Below are 18,125 nucleotides of genomic sequence, written 5' to 3' on the forward strand. Positions count from 1 at the left end.
TAAAAATAATAATTAGTAGAAGCTATGAAAATATTAGTAACAGGGGGTTTAGGTTTTATTGGGTCTCACACAGTAGTAGAATTACAAAATGTAGGCTATGAGGTAGTGATCATTGATAATTTATCCAATTCATCTGAGGATGTTGTAAACGGAATTGTAGCTATTACAGGTAAAAAACCAATTTTCGAAAAATTAGATTTAAGAGAAAAGGCAGCTGTTGAAAATTTCTTCGAAAAATACACAGATATTGCAGGTGTGATTCATTTTGCAGCATCAAAAGCAGTAGGAGAGAGTGTTACAAATCCTTTGTTGTATTATGAAAACAATATTTCGACTTTGATCTATTTGTTACAAGAATTACAGAAAAAAGACGACGCTAATTTTATTTTTAGCTCTTCATGTACCGTTTATGGACAAGCAGATGTAATGCCAATTGACGAAAATGCTGCAATAAAACCGGCAATGTCGCCTTACGGTAATACAAAACAAATTGGAGAAGAGATTATCACAGATGTGGCTAAAGTGAGCGGGATTAATGCTATTTTATTACGCTACTTTAACCCAATTGGTGCACATCCTTCTGGAGAGATTGGAGAATTACCAATTGGAGTTCCTCAAAACTTAGTTCCTTTTATCACTCAAACCGGTATTGGTTTACGCAAAGAATTGATGGTATACGGAGATGATTATCCTACACCTGACGGAACTTGTATTCGTGATTATATTCATGTTGTTGATCTTGCAAAAGCACACGTAGTAGCCTTACAACGTTTGCTTGACAAAAAAAATGCAGAAAAAGTAGAAACATTCAATTTAGGAACTGGAGTAGGTAGCTCTGTTCTTGAAGTAATTAAGAGTTTTGAAAAAGTAAGCGATAAACCTTTTCCATTTAAAATTGTTGCTAGACGCGAAGGTGATGTTACCCAAGCGTATGCAAGTACTGACAAAGCTAATAATGTGCTAGGTTGGAAAACCGAATCATCATTGGATGAAGCCATGGACAGTGCTTGGAAATGGGAAACTAAGATTAGAAATAAATAATTTATTTTATTTTAAGTTGAAAAAACAATGAAATAGGAAAGTGCAGGTGATAAAAAAGCAGAAAATTCATTTTCTGAAGAATGTTTTTTGTATTATTGCACGCCTTTTTATTGTTTTTTTTTGCTATCTGTAATATTATCAGAATATAAGTAGCAAATTATTGGATTATTGCTCAAAAGATTGAAGATGATGAAGTGCTGAGCAAGCCACTTGAGATTGAAACTAAAAATTGAACTAAATATAATTAAACTAAAAACCAAAAAAAAATCTTATGAACACCTTACAAATTACCGATTACTTAGTCTTTCTCGTTTACTTTTTTATAGTCTCTGGATACGGCTATTGGATTTACAAACGTAAACAAACCGCCTCTCATTCTGCTTCACATGATTACTTTTTGGCAGAAGGATCTCTTACTTGGTGGGCAATTGGAACCTCTTTAATTGCATCAAACATTTCTTCTGAGCAGTTTATCGCTATGTCTGGAAACGGATTTAAAATGGGTCTTGCCATTGCAACCTATGAGTGGATGGCCGCTATTACCCTTATCATTGTTGCCGTATTCTTTATACCGGTTTACTTGAAAAACAAAATTTTTACGATGCCTCAGTTCTTGAGCCAACGATATAACGGAGACGTAGCGATGATTATGGCTGTGTTTTGGTTACTATTGTATGTAATCGTGAACTTAACATCAATCTTATATCTTGGAGCATTGGCTATCAACGGAATCTCTGGTCTTAACCTAGATTTGTGTATGTATGCACTTGCTTTCTTCGCTATCATTATTGCGCTTGGAGGAATGAAGGTTATCGGATATACAGATGTTATTCAAGTTGTTTTCTTAATCTTCGGAGGGTTAGTGACAACTTATTTAGCACTTAATAAAGTAGCCGAATTAAACGGACAAACAGGATTTGTAGAAGGTTTCAACTACATGTACACACAGTCAGGTGATCACTTTCACATGATTTTTAAACAAGATAATGCTAACTTCCCAAGTTTACCAGGTCTTACTGTACTTCTTGGAGGTATGTGGATTGTGAACTTAAACTACTGGGGATGTAATCAATACATTACACAAAGAGCATTGGGAGCTGACTTGAAAACGGCTAGAAGTGGTATTTTGTTTGCTGCATTCTTAAAATTATTAATGCCAATTATCGTAGTTTTACCTGGTATTGCTGCCTATGTTATTTACACAAAAGGAGGATTACAAACAGAAATGTTAGGAGCTGATGGAATCTTGAATCCTGACCGTTCTTATCCTGTATTGTTAAACTTATTGCCTGTTGGTTTAAAAGGACTTTCTTTTGCTGCCTTGACTGCTGCTGTTGTAGCTTCTTTGGCTGGTAAAGTAAATAGTATCTCTACAATTTTTACACTTGATATCTACAAAAAGAAAATTGATGTTGATGCAAGTGAATTAAAAATGGTACGTGTTGGTAAAATGGCTGTTGTTGGTGCTATGCTTATCGCCGTGATTATTGCACCGCATTTAGGTATTGACAAAAAAGGTGGATTTGAATTTATCCAAGAGTACAGTGGATTTGTAAGCCCTGGTATTTTTGCAATGTTTATTCTAGGTTTCTTCTGGAAAAAAACAAGTTCAAATGCAGCGATGTTTGCTACAATTGGTGGTTTCATTTTATCAGTAGTATTTAAATTCTTACCTAAATTCATGAACTTAGAATTCTTGAGCAGTACTGGTTTCTCTACATTAGTTCCACAAGAAGATGGTACTAGTTTATACGAGATTCCGTTTCTTGACAGAATGGGATTTGTATTTGTAATCTGTGTAGTTTTGATGATAGGTATCAGTTTAATTGATCAAAAACGTGGTCTTAAAACTAAAGGATTGGAAATCGATTCTTCTATGTTCAAAGTGAATAGTGCTTTCTTAGCAGGAAGTTTACTAATTGTTGGATTACTAGTAGCTCTTTATTCTGTTTTCTGGTAGAATACAGAATCTATTATAAAATTATAAAGCTCCCTCATTTAAAATGTAGGGAGCTTTTTTTTATGGTGTAATCTTAAGATGTTATAAAGGTATTTAGACTTTTTTTCGAAAGGTATTTATTGAATGATCAACTTTGTAATTTTCGAAAAGAATCCTTTCTAGTAGAAAAAAGGCAATTGCTATAATCTATATTTTGACTTTAAAAATAAGTTTCTTCACGATACCAGTACCCATCATAGAGGCATGACAATCTTCAGGGTATAAAATTGCAAATTGGTTATCCGTCAGGTTATAAAAAGTATCAGGAGCATCAAACCAAAAACGCACATCTTTTTCGGTATTGTATTCTCCATTTTGGTTCGTACATTTTTCTCTTGGTTTCCAAGCATAGGTTTCGTTTCCTTGTAGGCATACCTGAATATCAATATGGTGATCGTGACATTCAAAAAACTGTAGTGCATCGGCAGTATTACTGTTAGCTTCGGCAGTGTTTACAATCACACGCAATTGATCTGAAATGGTAATTACGCCATCTGCTAGGTTGGCTACGTCGTTTTGAGCAATAAAGTCAAAAGCAGCTTGAAAATTAGGGTTTAACGCTGCATATTTAGTAGCATTTGATAAACTATCTACAATCATAAAATTAAGTTTTATAGTTACGTATTAGGTTTTTTTATTCGAAAAGGAGCAGTTTTGCTACTGCACGAAATTTTTTCAGTGTTCGAACACGGAAATGCTAAATTATAGATAATTACTCAGTTTGAATTCTTAAATTTGAAAAATCAATTGAAAATTTGAGTAAATAACAACAACGCCAATACCTACCATTATCATAACAATAAAAGAAATAGCAAGGCTTGCCAATGTATCAACCGGTACAGTGGACAGAATAATTCACAAACGTGGACAGGTAGCGCAGGAAAATGTAGATAAAGTAAATGCGATTATAAAAGAGCATGGTTACAAACGCAATGTTTTCGCGAGTAATCTGGCCTTTAATAAAAAGTTTGTTTTTGCAGTTCTCTTACCCAATTATAACCATGTAGAATACTGGCACAAGCATGTACTCGGAATTCAAAAAGCAGCTAATGAATATGCTAGTTATGGTGTAGAAATGCGGTATTTTTTATACGATTATGATGCTGAATCTTTTGCAAAAGCGGCTCAGGAGGTCTTAGTTTCGCACCACCAAGGGCTATTGTTTGCTCCTGTATTCATCAAAGAATCTCTAGATTTTTTGAATAAATACAATGAAAATATAAATCCCGTAGTATTGGTTGACTCAAATTTAAAAAGGAATGATGCCTACGGCTACTTTGGACAAGATGCCTACAAAAGTGGTTTTCTGGCAGGTAAGCTAGTCAGCTTGAATCAAAAAAATGTTAACCGAATTCTGGTTGTAAAAATTGCCCGTGATATTGAAGCGACATCGGCTTATTTACAAAGAATGGAAGGTTTCTATGATTTTTTCAAAGAAAATAGTACTGCATCAAAAGTTGAATTTAAAGAAATCATGCTTAGAGATTCGGATAAAGAAGCTTTGAATGTAACAATTTTTGAAGGCATTGATAGTGTTTTTGTACCCAATTCGAGAGCCTATCTCATTGCAGATTTTCTTGAAAAAAATAACATACAGGACATTCGAATAATTGGCTACGATCTACTAGAACAAAATAAAAACCATTTAAAAAAAGGCGGAATTGATTTCTTGATCAATCAAAACCCTGAAATACAGGGTTACACCGCCATAACGTCCTTATATAAACAACTTGTATTGCAAGAATCTAAGATGGACTCACAATACATGCCGCTAGAAATTATAGTAAAAGAAAATGTAATTGATTAATTACAAATCAAAACCATAGGCTACTCGCACCATAATTTGGGCAAGACCATTGTCGGGTTGGTTATCTTTCACAATCGGGAAATCTTTCAAAAACTCGTATCGTAAGCTGATGTCTAGTGATTTTGCTCCGTATCCTATACTCGGAGAAAAAAGAATCGAATTGGCGTTTGCATCTTTAGTGACTGAAAAAGCACCTCCAAATTCCCCCATCACATAAAATTCATTACTAAATAGGAATGTTTTGTATCCCACTTTCACGGGTATATAACCAATGCTTGCGCCATCTTTTACACTCAAATTATTATAACCGGTGGTAAAAGTGAGCGAATAGTTTTCAGATATATTGTATTGAACTCGCGCATCGGCTCCCACATTCACCTGATAAGGATCGTTTAAAGGTAAGCCGGTAGAAAGTCCAACTCCATATTTAAAATTGCGTTGGTATGAATTGCTCTTGTCTTGTGCGTAAGAATGCACAGTCGCAAAAAGCAAAGATAGTAGTGCTAGGGTAGTGGTTTTTTTCATGTTGGGGTTATATTTAGTGTGTACTTACTTTGTTGGATATAAATTTGGTTAGGCCGTATTGCACGACATATCCCAAGGCTTTTTTGAAAATGGAATTTGATTTTCCCATTACTAATTTTTTGGTCAAATACCCACCTGAAATACTTAAGATCGATTGAAAAATATCGGCTTTTGCCTCTGGAGCTTTATTAAAATCAGCTAAGGTGTCTTTCAAAATATTAACTGGTTTTACACTTTCAAAAGTCATATTTAATTGTCTTTTGAGCGCATTGAGTTTGATTTCACGCTCCACCAACAACTGCGCTATCGAGTTGTCTAATGCTAGGTTTTGATCTTTATAAGCTGCCATTTTGAGTGTCTTTAGAATTGTTAGTAGTTGTTTTGCTTTTCAATAATTTTGCAATGATGACATTCGTAAGTGGCACTTTTACAATTTGGTCCCTTCTAAAGTGGAATAGTAAAGCAAATACCAAATAAAATCCTGCTACAGCCAAAAATCCTAAGTAAGGACTATCTAAAACATCGCCCAAAAATAAACCCATACTAATGCTTAGAAATAGGACAAACATTGCAACAACCAATATCACTAATAATCGTGCTAATAAGGACGACACTACGTCGGCCGTTTTATCAATGGCTGTTAGCTTAATCAATTCCACGTTGACCTCGGCATAACTTTTTGCTTTTTCATAAAGCGATTCTATGTTTGCTGCAATTGTTTCCATATTCCTAAATTTCTATTTTTTAATCTTCGAATTATTTAATAGCGTCCAATTCTTTTTTGGCAGTTTCGATTCCGTTTTGAACCAAAGTTTCTCCTTTTTCGATTAGAGTATTGCACTTTTCAGACATGTTAGTTAACAAATCGTTGATGCTACTCATTGCATCATTTTTGGCATCATTACCTTTTTCTTTGATTTTTTTTCTAGTGTTTGTTCCTTTGTCTGGAGCAAATAAAATTCCCAAAGCTGTTCCTACTATTACTCCTCCTAATACGCTGATAATTGTGTTACCTGTTTTCATGATGTTTGTTTTTTATTGTTATTATATTTTTAGATTTTAAAAGTAAAACTCAAAAAGAACACTCTCTTTTTGATGTTTTTTTCAGCAGTCAATTGTTGGTATTTTCTTTACCAATTGGCTACAGTACAAAGTAACGACGCAAGCAGTCTTTTTTTATTACACAATATTCAGGAACGTTTATACAATTTGCATTTTTAAGTTTTCAGTAGCGTTATATTCTTAATAGTATCATTAGTGTTGATTTCTTTATACCTATTATGATGCTACATATAGGCGAGGTAAAAGCATGTATTTTAGTAATTAGAAGTTTGATAAATCGTATAGGATTGGCATAAATAGGAGGGACATGTTTTTTATAGAGTTTGTGAATAGTGCTTTTTTTGTATCGAATGCATTACAGTTAATCAAAAAACGGATAGAGCACAGCAAGCTCGTAAGAGTTGAATACCTTTATCATTGTAGTAAAAGCACAAATCGCGATTACTGCGAAATAGAAAATCTTAAAACAGTATATTATGAAACTAGAGAATAAAAAAATAGCAATTTTAGCTACCGATGGCTTTGAGAAATCAGAATTATTTGAACCTTATAACGGTCTTAAAAAAGAAGGAGCAGAGGTTCATATCATCTCTATTAAAGAAGGTGAAATCAAGAGCTGGGACGAAAAAGACTGGGGTGAGTCCATCGCAGTCGATAAATTGGTAACCAATGCCAATGTCTCTGATTATGATGCTTTGGTTCTACCAGGTGGTGTTATCAATCCAGATTTGTTGCGTGTCGATGAAGATGCACTTTCGTTTATTAAAAGTTTCTTTGATCACAAATTACCAGTAGCTGCAATTTGTCATGCGCCATGGTTGCTTATAAGTGCAGGTGTGATTGATGGTAAAACGGTTACTTCATACAACAGCATCAAACAAGATGTTATCAATGCTGGAGGAAATTGGAAAGACGAATCAGTGGTGACGGACAACGGACTTATCACTAGTAGAAATCCTGGTGATTTACCGGCCTTTGTAGATAAAATTATCGAAGAAGTACTAGAAGGGAAACATTAATCAAATGCCCTTTAGCAAAATAAAAAGAAAAGGGGAGTGTAATGCTCCTCTTTTTGTTCATATAACTGAATAACTGTTCTTAATTAAAATAAAAAAGATGGATTTTATAAACAACAAAAAAGCGAAGAAGATTCTAATTTTAGTTGTTTTGATGCTATCCGTACTTGTAGGCGTGCATTTTTGGGCGAAGAGTAAAGTAACTCGAATTTTAGAAGAAAAAATTCCAGCAACCATAGCTTTAAAGTATACTGATCTGGATCTAAATGTAGTGTTTGGGAACGTAAGTCTTCACGATGCATTTATAACCGTTCGATCAGAAGATAAAACAAAAACACATACGTTCTTCAAAGTTAAAGCTGTAAAATTAAAAGGATTAGGCTATTGGGATGCACTTTTTAACGATCGTATTTCTTTTCGAAAAATAGTTTTAGTACAACCAAAAATAACTCATGATCCTACCAGAAGAGATAAAGTTGATAAAAAAGCCGATTCGACCAAAGGCAAGAAAGTGATAGCAATTAAGGAACTGGAAATTAGAGGAGGTAGCTTGGTAGTGCTAGATGCTGCTGCAAACGATATTGCGACTACAGTGGTGGATTATGATTTATCCATTTCAGATATCGAATTGGGTCCAGAAACAAAACACAAATTACCTTTCGATTTTAAAAATTTCAAATTTAAGGGCAAACACATTAGCACAAACAATAGCCCTTTCGAAAAATTCATTTTTGATGAACTCACAATTGATGAAGGAAATGCCAGGGTCACGGGTTTTCATATTCGTCCATCCTATTCCAAGGCGGCTTTGTCAAATGTTTTACAATTCGAACGGGACCATGTAGCGTTAGATATTCCGAAAATTAATTTAGAGCATATTCAATTAAACAGAGACAAAAATCGTTTTCAGGTTGCTGTAGATCAAATGCAGTTGCAAAAAGTAAATTTACAGGTTTACAGAGACAAGCTAGTGGCAGATGATCTAAGCAAAAAGCCTTTGTACAGTGAATCGTTGCGCAAACTACCGTTTGACTTATTGGTAAAAGAGACTACAATAGAAGATGGTTTTATATCCTATGCCGAGTTGGTAGATTCAGAGAACAAGGCTGGCGAATTGACTTTTAGTTCAGTTCAGGCAACCGTTAAGTCTATTTCGAATGCAAAAGATGCTGCTAAAACCGAAATTGATGTACAAGCAAAATTTATGAAGCAAGCGCCTTTGAACCTTCATTGGAATTTTGATGTAAATAATAAAAATAATGCATTATGGGTGTCGGGTTCCCTCAAAAATTTACCTGCTTCTATCTTGAATCCGTTTTTAAAACCGAATATGAATGTTGTTTCAGAAGGAAAAATAGATGAAATGTATTTCAAATTTCAAGCCAATAAATCAGTTTCAAATGGCGAAATGAAGATGAAATATGATAACTTTAAATTTAATATTTTGCAAAATGATAGTTCCAAAGTCAACAAACTGCTGACAGCTATTGGTTCATTATTTTTTAAATCAGATTCTGAAGGCGACTCCAAAGCAGATTTTAGATATGGTACTATTGAAGCAGAAAGAGATCAGACAAAATCATTTTTTAATTATTTGTGGATTAGTGTCAAAAGCGGTGTCGTAAGTACGCTTACGGGCAATGGTGAGAAAGAGAAATAATAGTTAACTAAAATAAAATAGAATGAGATGAACAGGAATACAAATCATAAGCGAGCCATAATAGGAGGTGTTATCTCGCTTGCCATCATGCTACTGGGGAGTTTGGTGCTGGGAAAATTAAGCGGCTACGAGGCCAAAGTCCTTATTCAGAAATCATTATCGGGTGTCAATACCTTATGCAATACCATTGCTCTCGCATCAGCAACTATCTTGGCATTATTACTGACGGTTTTAGGCATTAGTTCCAATTCTAGAGCCAAACTCAAAAGAGATCATTATTTTCATGTACTGGCAATAGCGAAGTGGGATACGGCGGTATTTATAGCTTCAATTGTATCTTTTATGCTCTTGAACTTACCTATAACCGAGACAGATGCAGTGCCAACATACTGGTACAATTATTTGTATTATACCTCACTAACAATTTCGAGTATCCTAACTTCAGGGTTAATAGTTGTAGTTTTGATGCTTTACAATACCATTGTAAATATGATCGAAATTGTGGGTTTAGAAAATCACGATCATCCGCTAGCAGTTGATAAAAAAGAGGAAAAATAGTCCTTGCAATAGCCGTAAACATCATAAATCGAGCACATAAAAATGCCTTTACTTTCATTAAGAAGGTAAAGGCATTTTTTTAGTGGAGCACAGGTGCTTATTCTTTATCGTGATCTTTAATAGCATTTTCCATGATGGCGTTGATATCTTCACGGTTAGAAATTTGATTTTCGGGAATGGCAGCAAAAAACTCAGAAAGCTCCAAATCAGCTGTTGGTCCATAGCCCAATAACATTGTTCCTTTTTCGTTTGAGTCCGTTTCGATGACATATAAAATAGATAAATCTTCTGGATTGCTCATACCTTCGTAGCGGTGTTGCGCTACAATGTGCAAGTTGCTAGGTTGGTATGCTTCACTTGTATCGCTGTTAAAAAGTGTTCCCTCTCTAAAATAGAAATTGCTAGTATATCCTTTTTCTTGATAGATTTCGATATAGTCTTTTTCGTGTTTTGAATATTCGTTGATCATGATTTTAGATTTTTAATGATTAGACTTAGATTTTTCGAAAAATAGAATTACTTCAATAATTTATGTATAGCGGTATAATCTCTTTTTCGAAAATAGAAATAGTATAAAAAAACAAACTGCTTATAGTTTCAATGAGAAGTAAATTTCATTTTGATATAAGCAGTTTGCAGTCGTATGTTAGTATTAGGCTGGAATTTCTTTGACTTTTTCACTTCTATCCCAGTTACGGTGTTGTTTTATTGCGTTGATAAAAGCATCTGGTTTTTCGTCAATCAATACTGCCGCATCATCTTTGAATTTTGCTAGATATGTTTTATCGATTAATGCATTGTCTTTTCCGTCCACGGCAATTGCTTTACAGTGTTTTAAGGCTTCGTTAATAAATTTTAAAAACTTAGCTTCACCCATAAGCTCGTTTACAGACTCTTTTCCACCAGGAATATACACAGCATCAAACAAAACACTTTCGGTAGTCATTATGGCAGCATCTACTTTGTGCTTCATGCCTGCGTCGCAAGTGACCATTCCTCCATGAGGCGCGACCAAGTTCAAAACGGCACCTTCTTTTTCTAATGCATCTGCCATTGCTTTATAATTTTTCATCGAAAAACCGTTGGCAACCAAGACCGCAATTTTTCGAGAAACAATACTGTCAAATTTAGTATTGGCTTGACTTAAGGTTGGTGCGCTGTCTAGATAGTTTTTCTTTTTTGGTGGTTGTTGCTCCTCTATATTTGCATCGGCTCCAATGGCTTGATTGATAGGTCGCTCAATGTCTGACGGAATTTCAAGTCCAAGACCTTTTGCTACTTTTTTTGCTAAATCTTCATCGATTTCGGCAATTAACCATAACATGCGCTCTTTTATGTGATCATGATTACATTTACCCAATTCAAAGGTGTACGCATCTGCTACGTGTTGTTGCTCCCATTTGGCTAAGCTTCTATAAAAAAGGGCTGGTTGCGAGAAGTGATCGTTAAAGCTAGCGCTTCTTGTTCTTATTTTTTTTGCATCAATGCGTTCTTCATAAGAGTGGAATCCACCTTCGGCCATTTTAGCTAAATGTGGGCATCCTCCGCTTAAACTATTAGGGAAATAAGCAGTTTGACCTTTGTTAATTTCGGTTTGCATCATTCCGTCGCGTTGGTTATTGTGTGATTCAACAACAGGACGATTGATCGGAATTTGGTTAAAATTTGGTCCACCTAGTCGTGACAACTGCGTGTCGCGGTAGGAGAATAGTCTACCTTGAAGCAAAGGATCATTGGTAAAATCAATTCCGGGAACAATATGACCTGGCAAAAATGCAACTTGCTCTGTCTCTGCAAAGAAGTTTTCTGGATTTTTATTCAGTGTCATTTTTCCGATAATTTTTACCGGAACCATTTCTTCTGGAATTAATTTGGTAGGATCCAATAAGTCGAATTCGAACTTGAACTCGTCTTCTTGCGGAATAATTTGTACACCCAATTCCCATTCTGGAAACTGACCTGCATCAATGGCATCCCATAAATCTCGACGATGAAAGTCGGCATCGGCACCATTTATTTTTACGGCCTCATCCCATGTAAGAGAGTGAACCCCTAATTTTGGTTTCCAATGGAAACGTACAAAATGAGATTCGTTTTTGTCATTAATTAAACGGAAGGTATGAATACCAAATCCTTCCATCATTCTAAAACTACGCGGAATCGCACGGTCACTCATCACCCAAATGTGGTTATGGAGCGTTTCTGTGGTGTGCGAAACAAAATCGTAAAATGTATCGTGGGCTGATGCAGCTTGCGGAATTTCTTTGTTTGGTTCTGGTTTGACAGAGTGAATCAGGTCGGGGAATTTTATAGCATCTTGGATAAAAAAGATAGGCATGTTGTTTCCAACCAAATCCCAAGTTCCTTCTTGGGTATAAAATTTCACAGCAAATCCTCGCACATCACGTGCAAGATCTGGTGAACCTTTTGATCCTGCTACGGTAGAAAATCGAACAAATACTGGAGTTGTTCTCTTCACATCGGTAAAAATTCCAGCTTTACTATATTGTTCTATACTTTCATAAAGTTCAAAAACGCCATGTGCTGCGCTTCCTCTAGCATGCACAATACGCTCAGGTATGCGCTCGTGGTCAAAACTGGTGATTTTTTCACGCAATAAAAAGTCTTCTAAAAGGGTAGAGCCTCTTTCTCCAGATTTCAGAGAATTGTTGGTGTCATTAACTTTCAATCCTTGATTGGTGGTCATCACTTTGCCAGTGCTGTCTTTTTCAGAAGCTTTTAGAGCCTCTGTCTTTGCAGATCCTAGATTTTCTTTTTTATTCGTAGCCATGTTACAAGTTTTTATGAGTTGATAAAGTTGCTGTTTGCGTATGCTTTACTAGTATTCGGTTTAATTGCGAATAGTTAACTGTTTTAGAGTGACAATGCCGATCTATTTTGATAGTATTTTGGGCAGCAATTGTACTTTTCTTTAAATATTTTCGAAAAATAACTTCTGCTAGTGAGTCCTATTGTGTAGACAATTTCAGAAATATTTAATTCTGAAGTTCGAATTAAATTTTCGGCAATTTCGACCCTCGCATTACGTACAAAGTCAGTTACCGTTCTATTATGTAAAATTTTGAAACCTTCTTGAAGTTTCAAAGGTGATAAACCTGATCTTTTGCTCAAATATTTAATGCTATAAGGCATAGCAGGATGCTTTATAATGGAATCAGATAATTCTTTGACCATCTTCATTTCGTATTGATTCAGTTGAAATGCAGCTGTATCATTGGTCATTGTGTCCAATCTATGTTGTTCAATTTCTAAAGCTAAAATCAAATAAATAGTACTGTTGGTCAATAAATTTCGAACCAAAGCATCTTCGCTAATAGCTTTTAAGGATTGTATTTTGTCGAAAATTCGAAGATTAAGCGAACCTACGTACGAGAAAGCTTGACTGTTTGTCGAGTCTAGAAAAGTATTTTTTAATTGGGAACGAAGTTCATGATCTGACACAGATAATGCGTCTACAATTACAATCGAAAATTTAATGTGCTCGTTGGCAGAAAAGCGTAGTGCATTTTTATTTTGATCGGTATTTGAAAATATGATCGTCTGGAAAGCCTCAATTTCTTTAGTGTCTTCCCCAGTTCCAGTGCTTTGCTTTATCGTTCCTTGTGAGCAATATCCAAAATATACAGAGTTTGATTGGTCAATTTTGTATAGAATAGATAGGTCTTCATGAAAAACGAGATCATATTCCATATATAAAATAGCATTTTCAACCGGAATCCCAGAGATGCGTCCTTTTGCTATTTCATTGTCAATCTGAAGCTGAAATTCATTTGACTTTACTTCCAATTGTCCTCCTAACTGACGTTGTAAATCAGTAAATAATTCATTTATATCGTTCGAAATTATGGATAAAGTCTTCATGTCTTGAATTTAAAATGGTCAGTGAGCGCTAGTTTTGAATTTTGATGTTACAAAGTTGCGCAGGATTGCCTTGAAAACTGTTACATAATTTTGATATTGGGTTATAGAATTTTAAGGATATAATGAGAATTGACTAAAAAAAGGAATATACTTGATGGCCTATAACCATTCAATTGCCTGATAAACTTTTAATTCGAAAAGAAAAAAAGTAGTTAAAAAGTATTTTTAGTAATCCCTTAAATCCGCAAGCTTTATTAACAGGAAGAATAAAAAGCCAATAAAAACAATGCTTTAAAGGCATTTTTCTTCCCTGAAATTTCACTAAATTTAGTGAAACTCGTAGCAAGGTGAAAATTACAACATCCTTAGAAAACATCAACTCATTTGGCGGATTAAATTTTATATCTTCCGAATTCGATCAATTAGAATTACCTAAACTAATCACATCCTCTTTAGGAAGCCGTTCACTATTAACCACTTACCAATATCACGATATTATTAAAAATATTTGGATGATTTTGTTCTCTGGAGGTGATTGTGCCGAGGATATTCAAACAAATTTAAAATCAGAACTTTCCAATGTTTTGAATATGAAAATTTGTTCGGCAGACACCATTTTGCGTCTCCAAAAAGAACTTAGTTTGGTCAAAGAAATTCATTTGAGTAAAAATAACGTTGAAAATCAGTTTAGTAATCATCCCTTTTTAAATAAATTAAACCTATCCATTCTATTGTTAACCAATCAGTTAGAAAAAGGAAAAAGTTATGACTTAGATTTTGATAATCAATTTATTGCTTGTGAAAAATATGACGCGAAGAAAGGCTATAAAAAACTACGAGGTTATTTTCCAGGTATTGCAACTATTGGAAAAAACATTGTTTATTTAGAAAATAGAAATGGCAATTGTAATGTAAAATTCAAGCAAGAAGAAACGCTTTCTAATGTTTACAAAATGCTGCAATCTAACAATATTAGTGTAAAAAGAAGCCGAATGGATTGTGGTTCTTTTACCAAGGCTGTTATTGATGTTGTGCAAGAAAACAGCGAATTGTTTTATATTCGTGCGCAACGCTGTTCTGAACTCAATGAGACTATTAAAGCTGTTAAGAAATGGAAAAAAGTAACCATCGGCTTTAAAGAATTTGAAGTAGCTAGTGTCAACTACATACCTTTCAACGGAAATAAAACTTATAGATATGTAGTAAGTAGAGAGGCTAATAAGAATAGTCAAATAGATGTTTTTCAAGGAGATAACTTCATTTATAGAGCAATAATAATCAATGACAATGAAATGAGCGACCAAGAAGTGGTTTGCTTTTACAATCAAAGAGGTGGTTCTGAAAAAATATTTGATGAAATGAATAATGATTTTGGTTGGGGGAATTTGCCTTTTTCATTCTTAGAGGAAAACACCGTTTATATGCTTATTACAGCAATGTGTCGAAATTTTTATTTGTATTTTATAGAAAAAATAGCTCATAAAATCCCTTTCATAGAAAAGAATTTCCGTCTAAAAAAATTCATCTTCCGATTTGTGGTTGTTCCTTTTAAATGGATTAAAAAAGGTGGTCAAAAAACATTAAAACTCTTCACTGACAAACCCTATCAGTTACTGATTTAACTGTTTTTATTTTGAATATTTATACTAAATTGGGATAATTACGTTTGATTGCTAAAATTTAAGCACTATATATCAATATATTATGTTTTATTTGAAATAAATTAACTTATACCCATAGCGTTCTTCAAAGTAAAAAATGAATTTACGTAGATTGCCATAAAATGGATTATGGTAAAACCTGATAAACATTTTTTTAGGTAGTTATTAAACCGAAAATTATAAATAATGCATAAACAAAATCCGCAAAACTAATTTGTTTTAGGCTTGCGGATTTAAGGTAATCAAAAAAATGGTTATTTGTTTAGAAACCAACGCTGCTTCGGAAGGAATTTATGTGAAATCGAATTCTTTTTTTTCGAAAGTGAAAGCAGAAATCTCGTTAGAATAAAATAAAATTATACGCAGAACATCAAAATCAGTTACCTAATAGCAAGAATAGAATGGAAGATATAGGAATTAAAAAAAAGTAAAGCACAATAAAAAAAAACCTTAAATGAGTGATGTTTAAGGGTTTCTTTCCGTAGCGAGTTCGCCGTGGCGAATGAACTCATGAACAATTTCATTGATTTGTTAGGTTTGAAATAACAGAATACTGCAGTTTTGTCAAACTTTATCGCAAAAAAAAACCTTAAACAATTGTTGTTTAAGGGTTTAATTTTGTAGCGAGTTCGCCGCGGCGAATGATCTCTTAAACAATTTCAGTGATTTATGAGGTTTGAAATAACAGAATACTGCAGTTTTATCAAACTTTATTCCAATAAAAAACCCTTAAACAATTGATGCTTAAGGGTTTGTTCTTGTAGCGAGAACGAGATTTGAACTCGTGACCTCAGGGTTATGAATCCTGCGCTCTAACCGACTGAGCTACCTCGCCAAATGCAACGATCGGTTGTTGTTCGTTGCGGGTGCAAATATAAAACTTTTATTAAAGCACGCAAGCAAAAATCAAAGAAAAAAAAATATTTTTAAAAACGTTTTTTTATCGGGCATATAATGTATATATTCGAAAAAAAATTACTACCTCATGGATCAGAAAATACGTTACGAAATAGAGTTTCCTATCACATCATCTCCACAGTTGTTGTACCAATATATTTCGACTCCGTCTGGTTTGTCTGAATGGTTTGCAGACAATGTAAATTCTAGAGGAGAGTTTTTTACCTTCATCTGGGATGATTCACAAGAGAAAGCAAGGCTTGCCTCTAAGAAATCAGGTGAAAAAGTAAAATTCAAATGGGTCGATGACAATAACAAGGATACAGATTTGTTTTTTGAAATCCATATTCTTGTCGATGAGTTGACAAAAGATGTATCACTTATGGTGGTGGATTTTGCTGATGCTGATGAAGTAGACGAAGCAAAGTTGTTGTGGGAGAATCAAATCTCAGATTTAAAACATCTACTAGGTTCTGTCTAGTATAATACTATATTAAAACTTATATTTGCCTTGAACAAAATTCAGGGCTTTTTTTATGATTAATTTTAATGGAACGATACTGGCTGATGAGGCCAATATACTAACAACCAACCGTGGTTTTTTGTATGGTGATGCGGTTTTTGAAACTGTAAAAGTAGTAAGAGGATCTATTCTTTTTTTAGAAGATCATTATTTTAGATTGATGGCTTCTATGCGCGTCGTGCGTATGGAGATTCCGATGAACTTTACAATGGAGTATTTTGAGGAGCAATTACTAATGGTAGCAACTGCCGACGGTTGCTCAGCATCTGCTAGGGTACGCATAACGGTTTGTAGAAACGATGGTGGGTACTATTTGCCAACCACAAACGAAGTATCTTTCCTTATACACGCTAGCGCACTCGATCAGCAGTTGTATTCACTACCTACGGCGGACTATGAAGTAGATCTATTCAAAGATTTCTATATCACCAAGCAATTGTTGTCTTCGATAAAAACGACGAACAGGATGCTCAATACGACCGCAAGTATATATGCCCATGAAAACGGACTTGATAACTGCCTATTGTTAAATGATAGTAAGAATGTGGTGGAAGCAATTCAGGGAAATATTTTTATGCGAATAGGAAATAAACTGATTACGCCACCAGTTGCAGAGGGTTGTTTGAATGGTGTTATGCGCAAGCAGATAATTGCCATTGCAAAAAAAACAGCTATAATCGAGTTTGTAGAAGAGGTAATATCTCCCTTTGATCTTCAAAAAGCAGATGAGTTGTTTATAACCAATGTAATCAAGGGGATTCAGCCAATAACCAAATACAGAAAGAAAAATTTCAATACGGAGACGGCGGAACTTTTAATCGAAAAGTTAAACGATCAAATAAATTCGTAATTAATTTACATAGAATAGTAAAAAAGAGGAGGCGCAGTAAAAACTGTAGTTCTCCTTTTTTTTATGTTCTAGATTTATGGTATTAGTTTAAATACGGATTCTCTGGAGCATTGGACCAAATGAGGTAATCACCGCCAAGCTCTTTAATTTGGTCTTTCCAGAAATGAGTAGGGGACTTACCAATAATTTTGTTTTTGTAAATGTTGGTCGTTACTATCCAAGAGTTAGCATGCATCTCTGTTTCCAATTGATTGTCTCTCCATCCTGAATACCCCAAGAAAAAACGAATATTATTTTTGTTAATAATACCCTCGTTAATTAATTCTTTGGCAGATTCAAAGTCACCACCCCAATATATTCCGTTTGAAATTTCTACACTATTAGGTATTAATTCCGGAACATTGTGGATAAAATATAAATTGTCTTGCTCAACAGGACCACCATTATAGATTCTAAATTTAGAATCAATTTCGGGTACAAGGTCGTGTATGGTATACTTTAAAGGTTTATTGATGATAAATCCTACTGATCCTTCTTTGTCATGATCTGCTAATAAAATCACAGATCTGTTGAATGATACATCTCCAATTATAGAAGGCTCAGATATAAGTAGTTGTCCTTTTATTAATTTTTCTGAAGTCATA

At 34.4% G+C, this 18,125-nt stretch carries 18 protein-coding genes and 1 tRNA gene; 9 read left to right on the top strand and 10 right to left on the bottom strand.

Going from position 1 to position 18,125, the window contains the following annotated elements; all coding sequences use genetic code 11:
* Positions 1-24 precede the first annotated feature (24 nt).
* Both galE and FFWV33_RS08685 read left to right on the top strand, forming a co-directional pair.
* Positions 25-1,041, top strand: coding sequence for a UDP-glucose 4-epimerase GalE (gene galE / locus FFWV33_RS08680; RefSeq protein ID WP_108740538.1), 1,017 nt, complete (start codon positions 25-27; stop codon positions 1,039-1,041).
* 271 nt (positions 1,042-1,312) lie between these two features.
* Positions 1,313-3,001 carry a sodium/sugar symporter gene (locus FFWV33_RS08685; protein ID WP_108740539.1) on the top strand — a complete coding sequence of 563 codons (1,689 nt, stop codon included), beginning with the start codon at positions 1,313-1,315 and terminating at the stop codon, positions 2,999-3,001.
* 186 nt (positions 3,002-3,187) lie between these two features.
* Here FFWV33_RS08685 and FFWV33_RS08690 read toward each other — a convergent pair whose 3' ends face one another.
* Complete coding sequence (locus tag FFWV33_RS08690) at positions 3,188-3,640, bottom strand: NanQ anomerase/TabA/YiaL family protein (RefSeq protein WP_108740540.1); 453 nt, start codon at positions 3,638-3,640, stop codon at positions 3,188-3,190.
* 241 nt (positions 3,641-3,881) lie between these two features.
* On the opposite strand from FFWV33_RS08690, the gene FFWV33_RS08695 reads away from it, so the two are divergent.
* Positions 3,882-4,847, top strand: coding sequence for a substrate-binding domain-containing protein (locus FFWV33_RS08695; RefSeq protein ID WP_245891714.1), 966 nt, complete (start codon positions 3,882-3,884; stop codon positions 4,845-4,847).
* Here the strand turns inward: FFWV33_RS08695 and FFWV33_RS08700 are convergent, their stop codons facing one another.
* The 4 genes from FFWV33_RS08700 to FFWV33_RS08715 are packed head-to-tail and all read right to left on the bottom strand — an operon-like array spanning position 4,848 to position 6,395.
* Entirely contained in the window at positions 4,848-5,372 is a 525-nt protein-coding gene (locus FFWV33_RS08700) for a hypothetical protein (protein ID WP_108740542.1), read from the bottom strand. It abuts the gene before it with no gap.
* A 13-nt stretch (positions 5,373-5,385) separates the two neighbouring features.
* Positions 5,386-5,721: a hypothetical protein gene (locus FFWV33_RS08705; RefSeq protein ID WP_108740543.1), complete on the bottom strand. Its 336-nt coding sequence runs from the start codon at positions 5,719-5,721 to the stop codon at positions 5,386-5,388.
* Positions 5,708-6,097, bottom strand: a complete 390-nt coding sequence (locus FFWV33_RS08710; RefSeq protein WP_108740544.1) for a hypothetical protein — start codon at positions 6,095-6,097, stop codon at positions 5,708-5,710. Before FFWV33_RS08710 ends, FFWV33_RS08705 begins: the two co-directional genes overlap by 14 nt.
* A gap of 31 nt (positions 6,098-6,128) precedes the next feature.
* A complete protein-coding gene (locus tag FFWV33_RS08715; protein WP_108740545.1) occupies positions 6,129-6,395 on the bottom strand; it encodes a YtxH domain-containing protein in 267 nt (88 codons plus the stop codon).
* A gap of 515 nt (positions 6,396-6,910) precedes the next feature.
* Between FFWV33_RS08715 and FFWV33_RS08720 the strand changes: the two genes are divergently transcribed.
* The 3 genes from FFWV33_RS08720 to FFWV33_RS08730 all read left to right on the top strand — a co-directional run bounded on the left by FFWV33_RS08720 (position 6,911) and on the right by FFWV33_RS08730 (position 9,668).
* Positions 6,911-7,453, top strand: a complete 543-nt coding sequence (locus FFWV33_RS08720) for a type 1 glutamine amidotransferase domain-containing protein (protein ID WP_108740546.1) — start codon at positions 6,911-6,913, stop codon at positions 7,451-7,453.
* A 97-nt stretch (positions 7,454-7,550) separates the two neighbouring features.
* Entirely contained in the window at positions 7,551-9,110 is a 1,560-nt protein-coding gene (locus tag FFWV33_RS08725) for an AsmA family protein (protein ID WP_108740547.1), read from the top strand.
* A gap of 27 nt (positions 9,111-9,137) precedes the next feature.
* Entirely contained in the window at positions 9,138-9,668 is a 531-nt protein-coding gene (locus FFWV33_RS08730) for a hypothetical protein (protein WP_108740548.1), read from the top strand.
* A 97-nt stretch (positions 9,669-9,765) separates the two neighbouring features.
* Here FFWV33_RS08730 and FFWV33_RS08735 read toward each other — a convergent pair whose 3' ends face one another.
* The 3 genes from FFWV33_RS08735 to FFWV33_RS08745 all read right to left on the bottom strand — a co-directional run bounded on the left by FFWV33_RS08735 (position 9,766) and on the right by FFWV33_RS08745 (position 13,550).
* The gene (locus tag FFWV33_RS08735; protein ID WP_108740549.1) at positions 9,766-10,137 is read right to left on the bottom strand and encodes a hypothetical protein; all 372 of its coding nucleotides are present in this window, start codon (positions 10,135-10,137) and stop codon (positions 9,766-9,768) included.
* Positions 10,138-10,320: 183 nt separating this feature from the next.
* The gene (locus FFWV33_RS08740; RefSeq protein WP_108740550.1) at positions 10,321-12,459 is read right to left on the bottom strand and encodes a catalase; all 2,139 of its coding nucleotides are present in this window, start codon (positions 12,457-12,459) and stop codon (positions 10,321-10,323) included.
* A gap of 83 nt (positions 12,460-12,542) precedes the next feature.
* Complete coding sequence (locus FFWV33_RS08745) at positions 12,543-13,550, bottom strand: helix-turn-helix domain-containing protein (RefSeq protein WP_108740551.1); 1,008 nt, start codon at positions 13,548-13,550, stop codon at positions 12,543-12,545.
* A gap of 347 nt (positions 13,551-13,897) precedes the next feature.
* On the opposite strand from FFWV33_RS08745, the gene FFWV33_RS08750 reads away from it, so the two are divergent.
* Complete coding sequence (locus FFWV33_RS08750) at positions 13,898-15,172, top strand: IS1380 family transposase (protein WP_108740552.1); 1,275 nt, start codon at positions 13,898-13,900, stop codon at positions 15,170-15,172.
* 800 nt (positions 15,173-15,972) lie between these two features.
* Here the strand turns inward: FFWV33_RS08750 and FFWV33_RS08755 are convergent.
* Positions 15,973-16,046: transfer RNA gene (locus FFWV33_RS08755), tRNA-Met, on the bottom strand.
* A gap of 150 nt (positions 16,047-16,196) precedes the next feature.
* Between FFWV33_RS08755 and FFWV33_RS08760 the strand changes: the two genes are divergently transcribed.
* Together FFWV33_RS08760 and FFWV33_RS08765 are read left to right on the top strand one after the other, a co-directional pair.
* Positions 16,197-16,589 carry an START-like domain-containing protein gene (locus FFWV33_RS08760; protein ID WP_108740553.1) on the top strand — a complete coding sequence of 131 codons (393 nt, stop codon included), beginning with the start codon at positions 16,197-16,199 and terminating at the stop codon, positions 16,587-16,589.
* A gap of 55 nt (positions 16,590-16,644) precedes the next feature.
* The gene (locus FFWV33_RS08765; protein ID WP_108740554.1) at positions 16,645-17,481 is read left to right on the top strand and encodes an aminotransferase class IV; all 837 of its coding nucleotides are present in this window, start codon (positions 16,645-16,647) and stop codon (positions 17,479-17,481) included.
* A gap of 82 nt (positions 17,482-17,563) precedes the next feature.
* Here FFWV33_RS08765 and FFWV33_RS08770 read toward each other — a convergent pair whose 3' ends face one another.
* Positions 17,564-18,124 (bottom strand): YqgE/AlgH family protein, encoded by a 561-nt coding sequence (locus FFWV33_RS08770; protein WP_108740555.1) that lies wholly within the window; start codon positions 18,122-18,124, stop codon positions 17,564-17,566.
* Position 18,125: the final 1 nt, after the last annotated feature.

The sequence above is a fragment of the Flavobacterium faecale genome (assembly GCF_003076455.1).
GTDB classification, from domain to species: Bacteria; Bacteroidota; Bacteroidia; order Flavobacteriales; family Flavobacteriaceae; genus Flavobacterium; species Flavobacterium faecale.

What these genes read in the sequence shown, in the direction of transcription:
- galE (WP_108740538.1), top strand. Translation starts at nt 25, where the DNA reads ATGAAAATATTAGTAACAGGGGGTTTAGGTTTTATTGGGTCTCACACA.
- FFWV33_RS08685 (WP_108740539.1), top strand. Translation starts at nt 1,313, where the DNA reads ATGAACACCTTACAAATTACCGATTACTTAGTCTTTCTCGTTTACTTT.
- FFWV33_RS08690 (WP_108740540.1), bottom strand. Translation starts at nt 3,640, where the DNA reads ATGATTGTAGATAGTTTATCAAATGCTACTAAATATGCAGCGTTAAAC.
- FFWV33_RS08700 (WP_108740542.1), bottom strand. Translation starts at nt 5,372, where the DNA reads ATGAAAAAAACCACTACCCTAGCACTACTATCTTTGCTTTTTGCGACT.
- FFWV33_RS08705 (WP_108740543.1), bottom strand. Translation starts at nt 5,721, where the DNA reads ATGGCAGCTTATAAAGATCAAAACCTAGCATTAGACAACTCGATAGCG.
- FFWV33_RS08710 (WP_108740544.1), bottom strand. Translation starts at nt 6,097, where the DNA reads ATGGAAACAATTGCAGCAAACATAGAATCGCTTTATGAAAAAGCAAAA.
- FFWV33_RS08715 (WP_108740545.1), bottom strand. Translation starts at nt 6,395, where the DNA reads ATGAAAACAGGTAACACAATTATCAGCGTATTAGGAGGAGTAATAGTA.
- FFWV33_RS08720 (WP_108740546.1), top strand. Translation starts at nt 6,911, where the DNA reads ATGAAACTAGAGAATAAAAAAATAGCAATTTTAGCTACCGATGGCTTT.
- FFWV33_RS08725 (WP_108740547.1), top strand. Translation starts at nt 7,551, where the DNA reads ATGGATTTTATAAACAACAAAAAAGCGAAGAAGATTCTAATTTTAGTT.
- FFWV33_RS08730 (WP_108740548.1), top strand. Translation starts at nt 9,138, where the DNA reads ATGAACAGGAATACAAATCATAAGCGAGCCATAATAGGAGGTGTTATC.
- FFWV33_RS08735 (WP_108740549.1), bottom strand. Translation starts at nt 10,137, where the DNA reads ATGATCAACGAATATTCAAAACACGAAAAAGACTATATCGAAATCTAT.
- FFWV33_RS08740 (WP_108740550.1), bottom strand. Translation starts at nt 12,459, where the DNA reads ATGGCTACGAATAAAAAAGAAAATCTAGGATCTGCAAAGACAGAGGCT.
- FFWV33_RS08745 (WP_108740551.1), bottom strand. Translation starts at nt 13,550, where the DNA reads ATGAAGACTTTATCCATAATTTCGAACGATATAAATGAATTATTTACT.
- FFWV33_RS08760 (WP_108740553.1), top strand. Translation starts at nt 16,197, where the DNA reads ATGGATCAGAAAATACGTTACGAAATAGAGTTTCCTATCACATCATCT.
- FFWV33_RS08765 (WP_108740554.1), top strand. Translation starts at nt 16,645, where the DNA reads ATGATTAATTTTAATGGAACGATACTGGCTGATGAGGCCAATATACTA.
- FFWV33_RS08770 (WP_108740555.1), bottom strand. Translation starts at nt 18,124, where the DNA reads ATGACTTCAGAAAAATTAATAAAAGGACAACTACTTATATCTGAGCCT.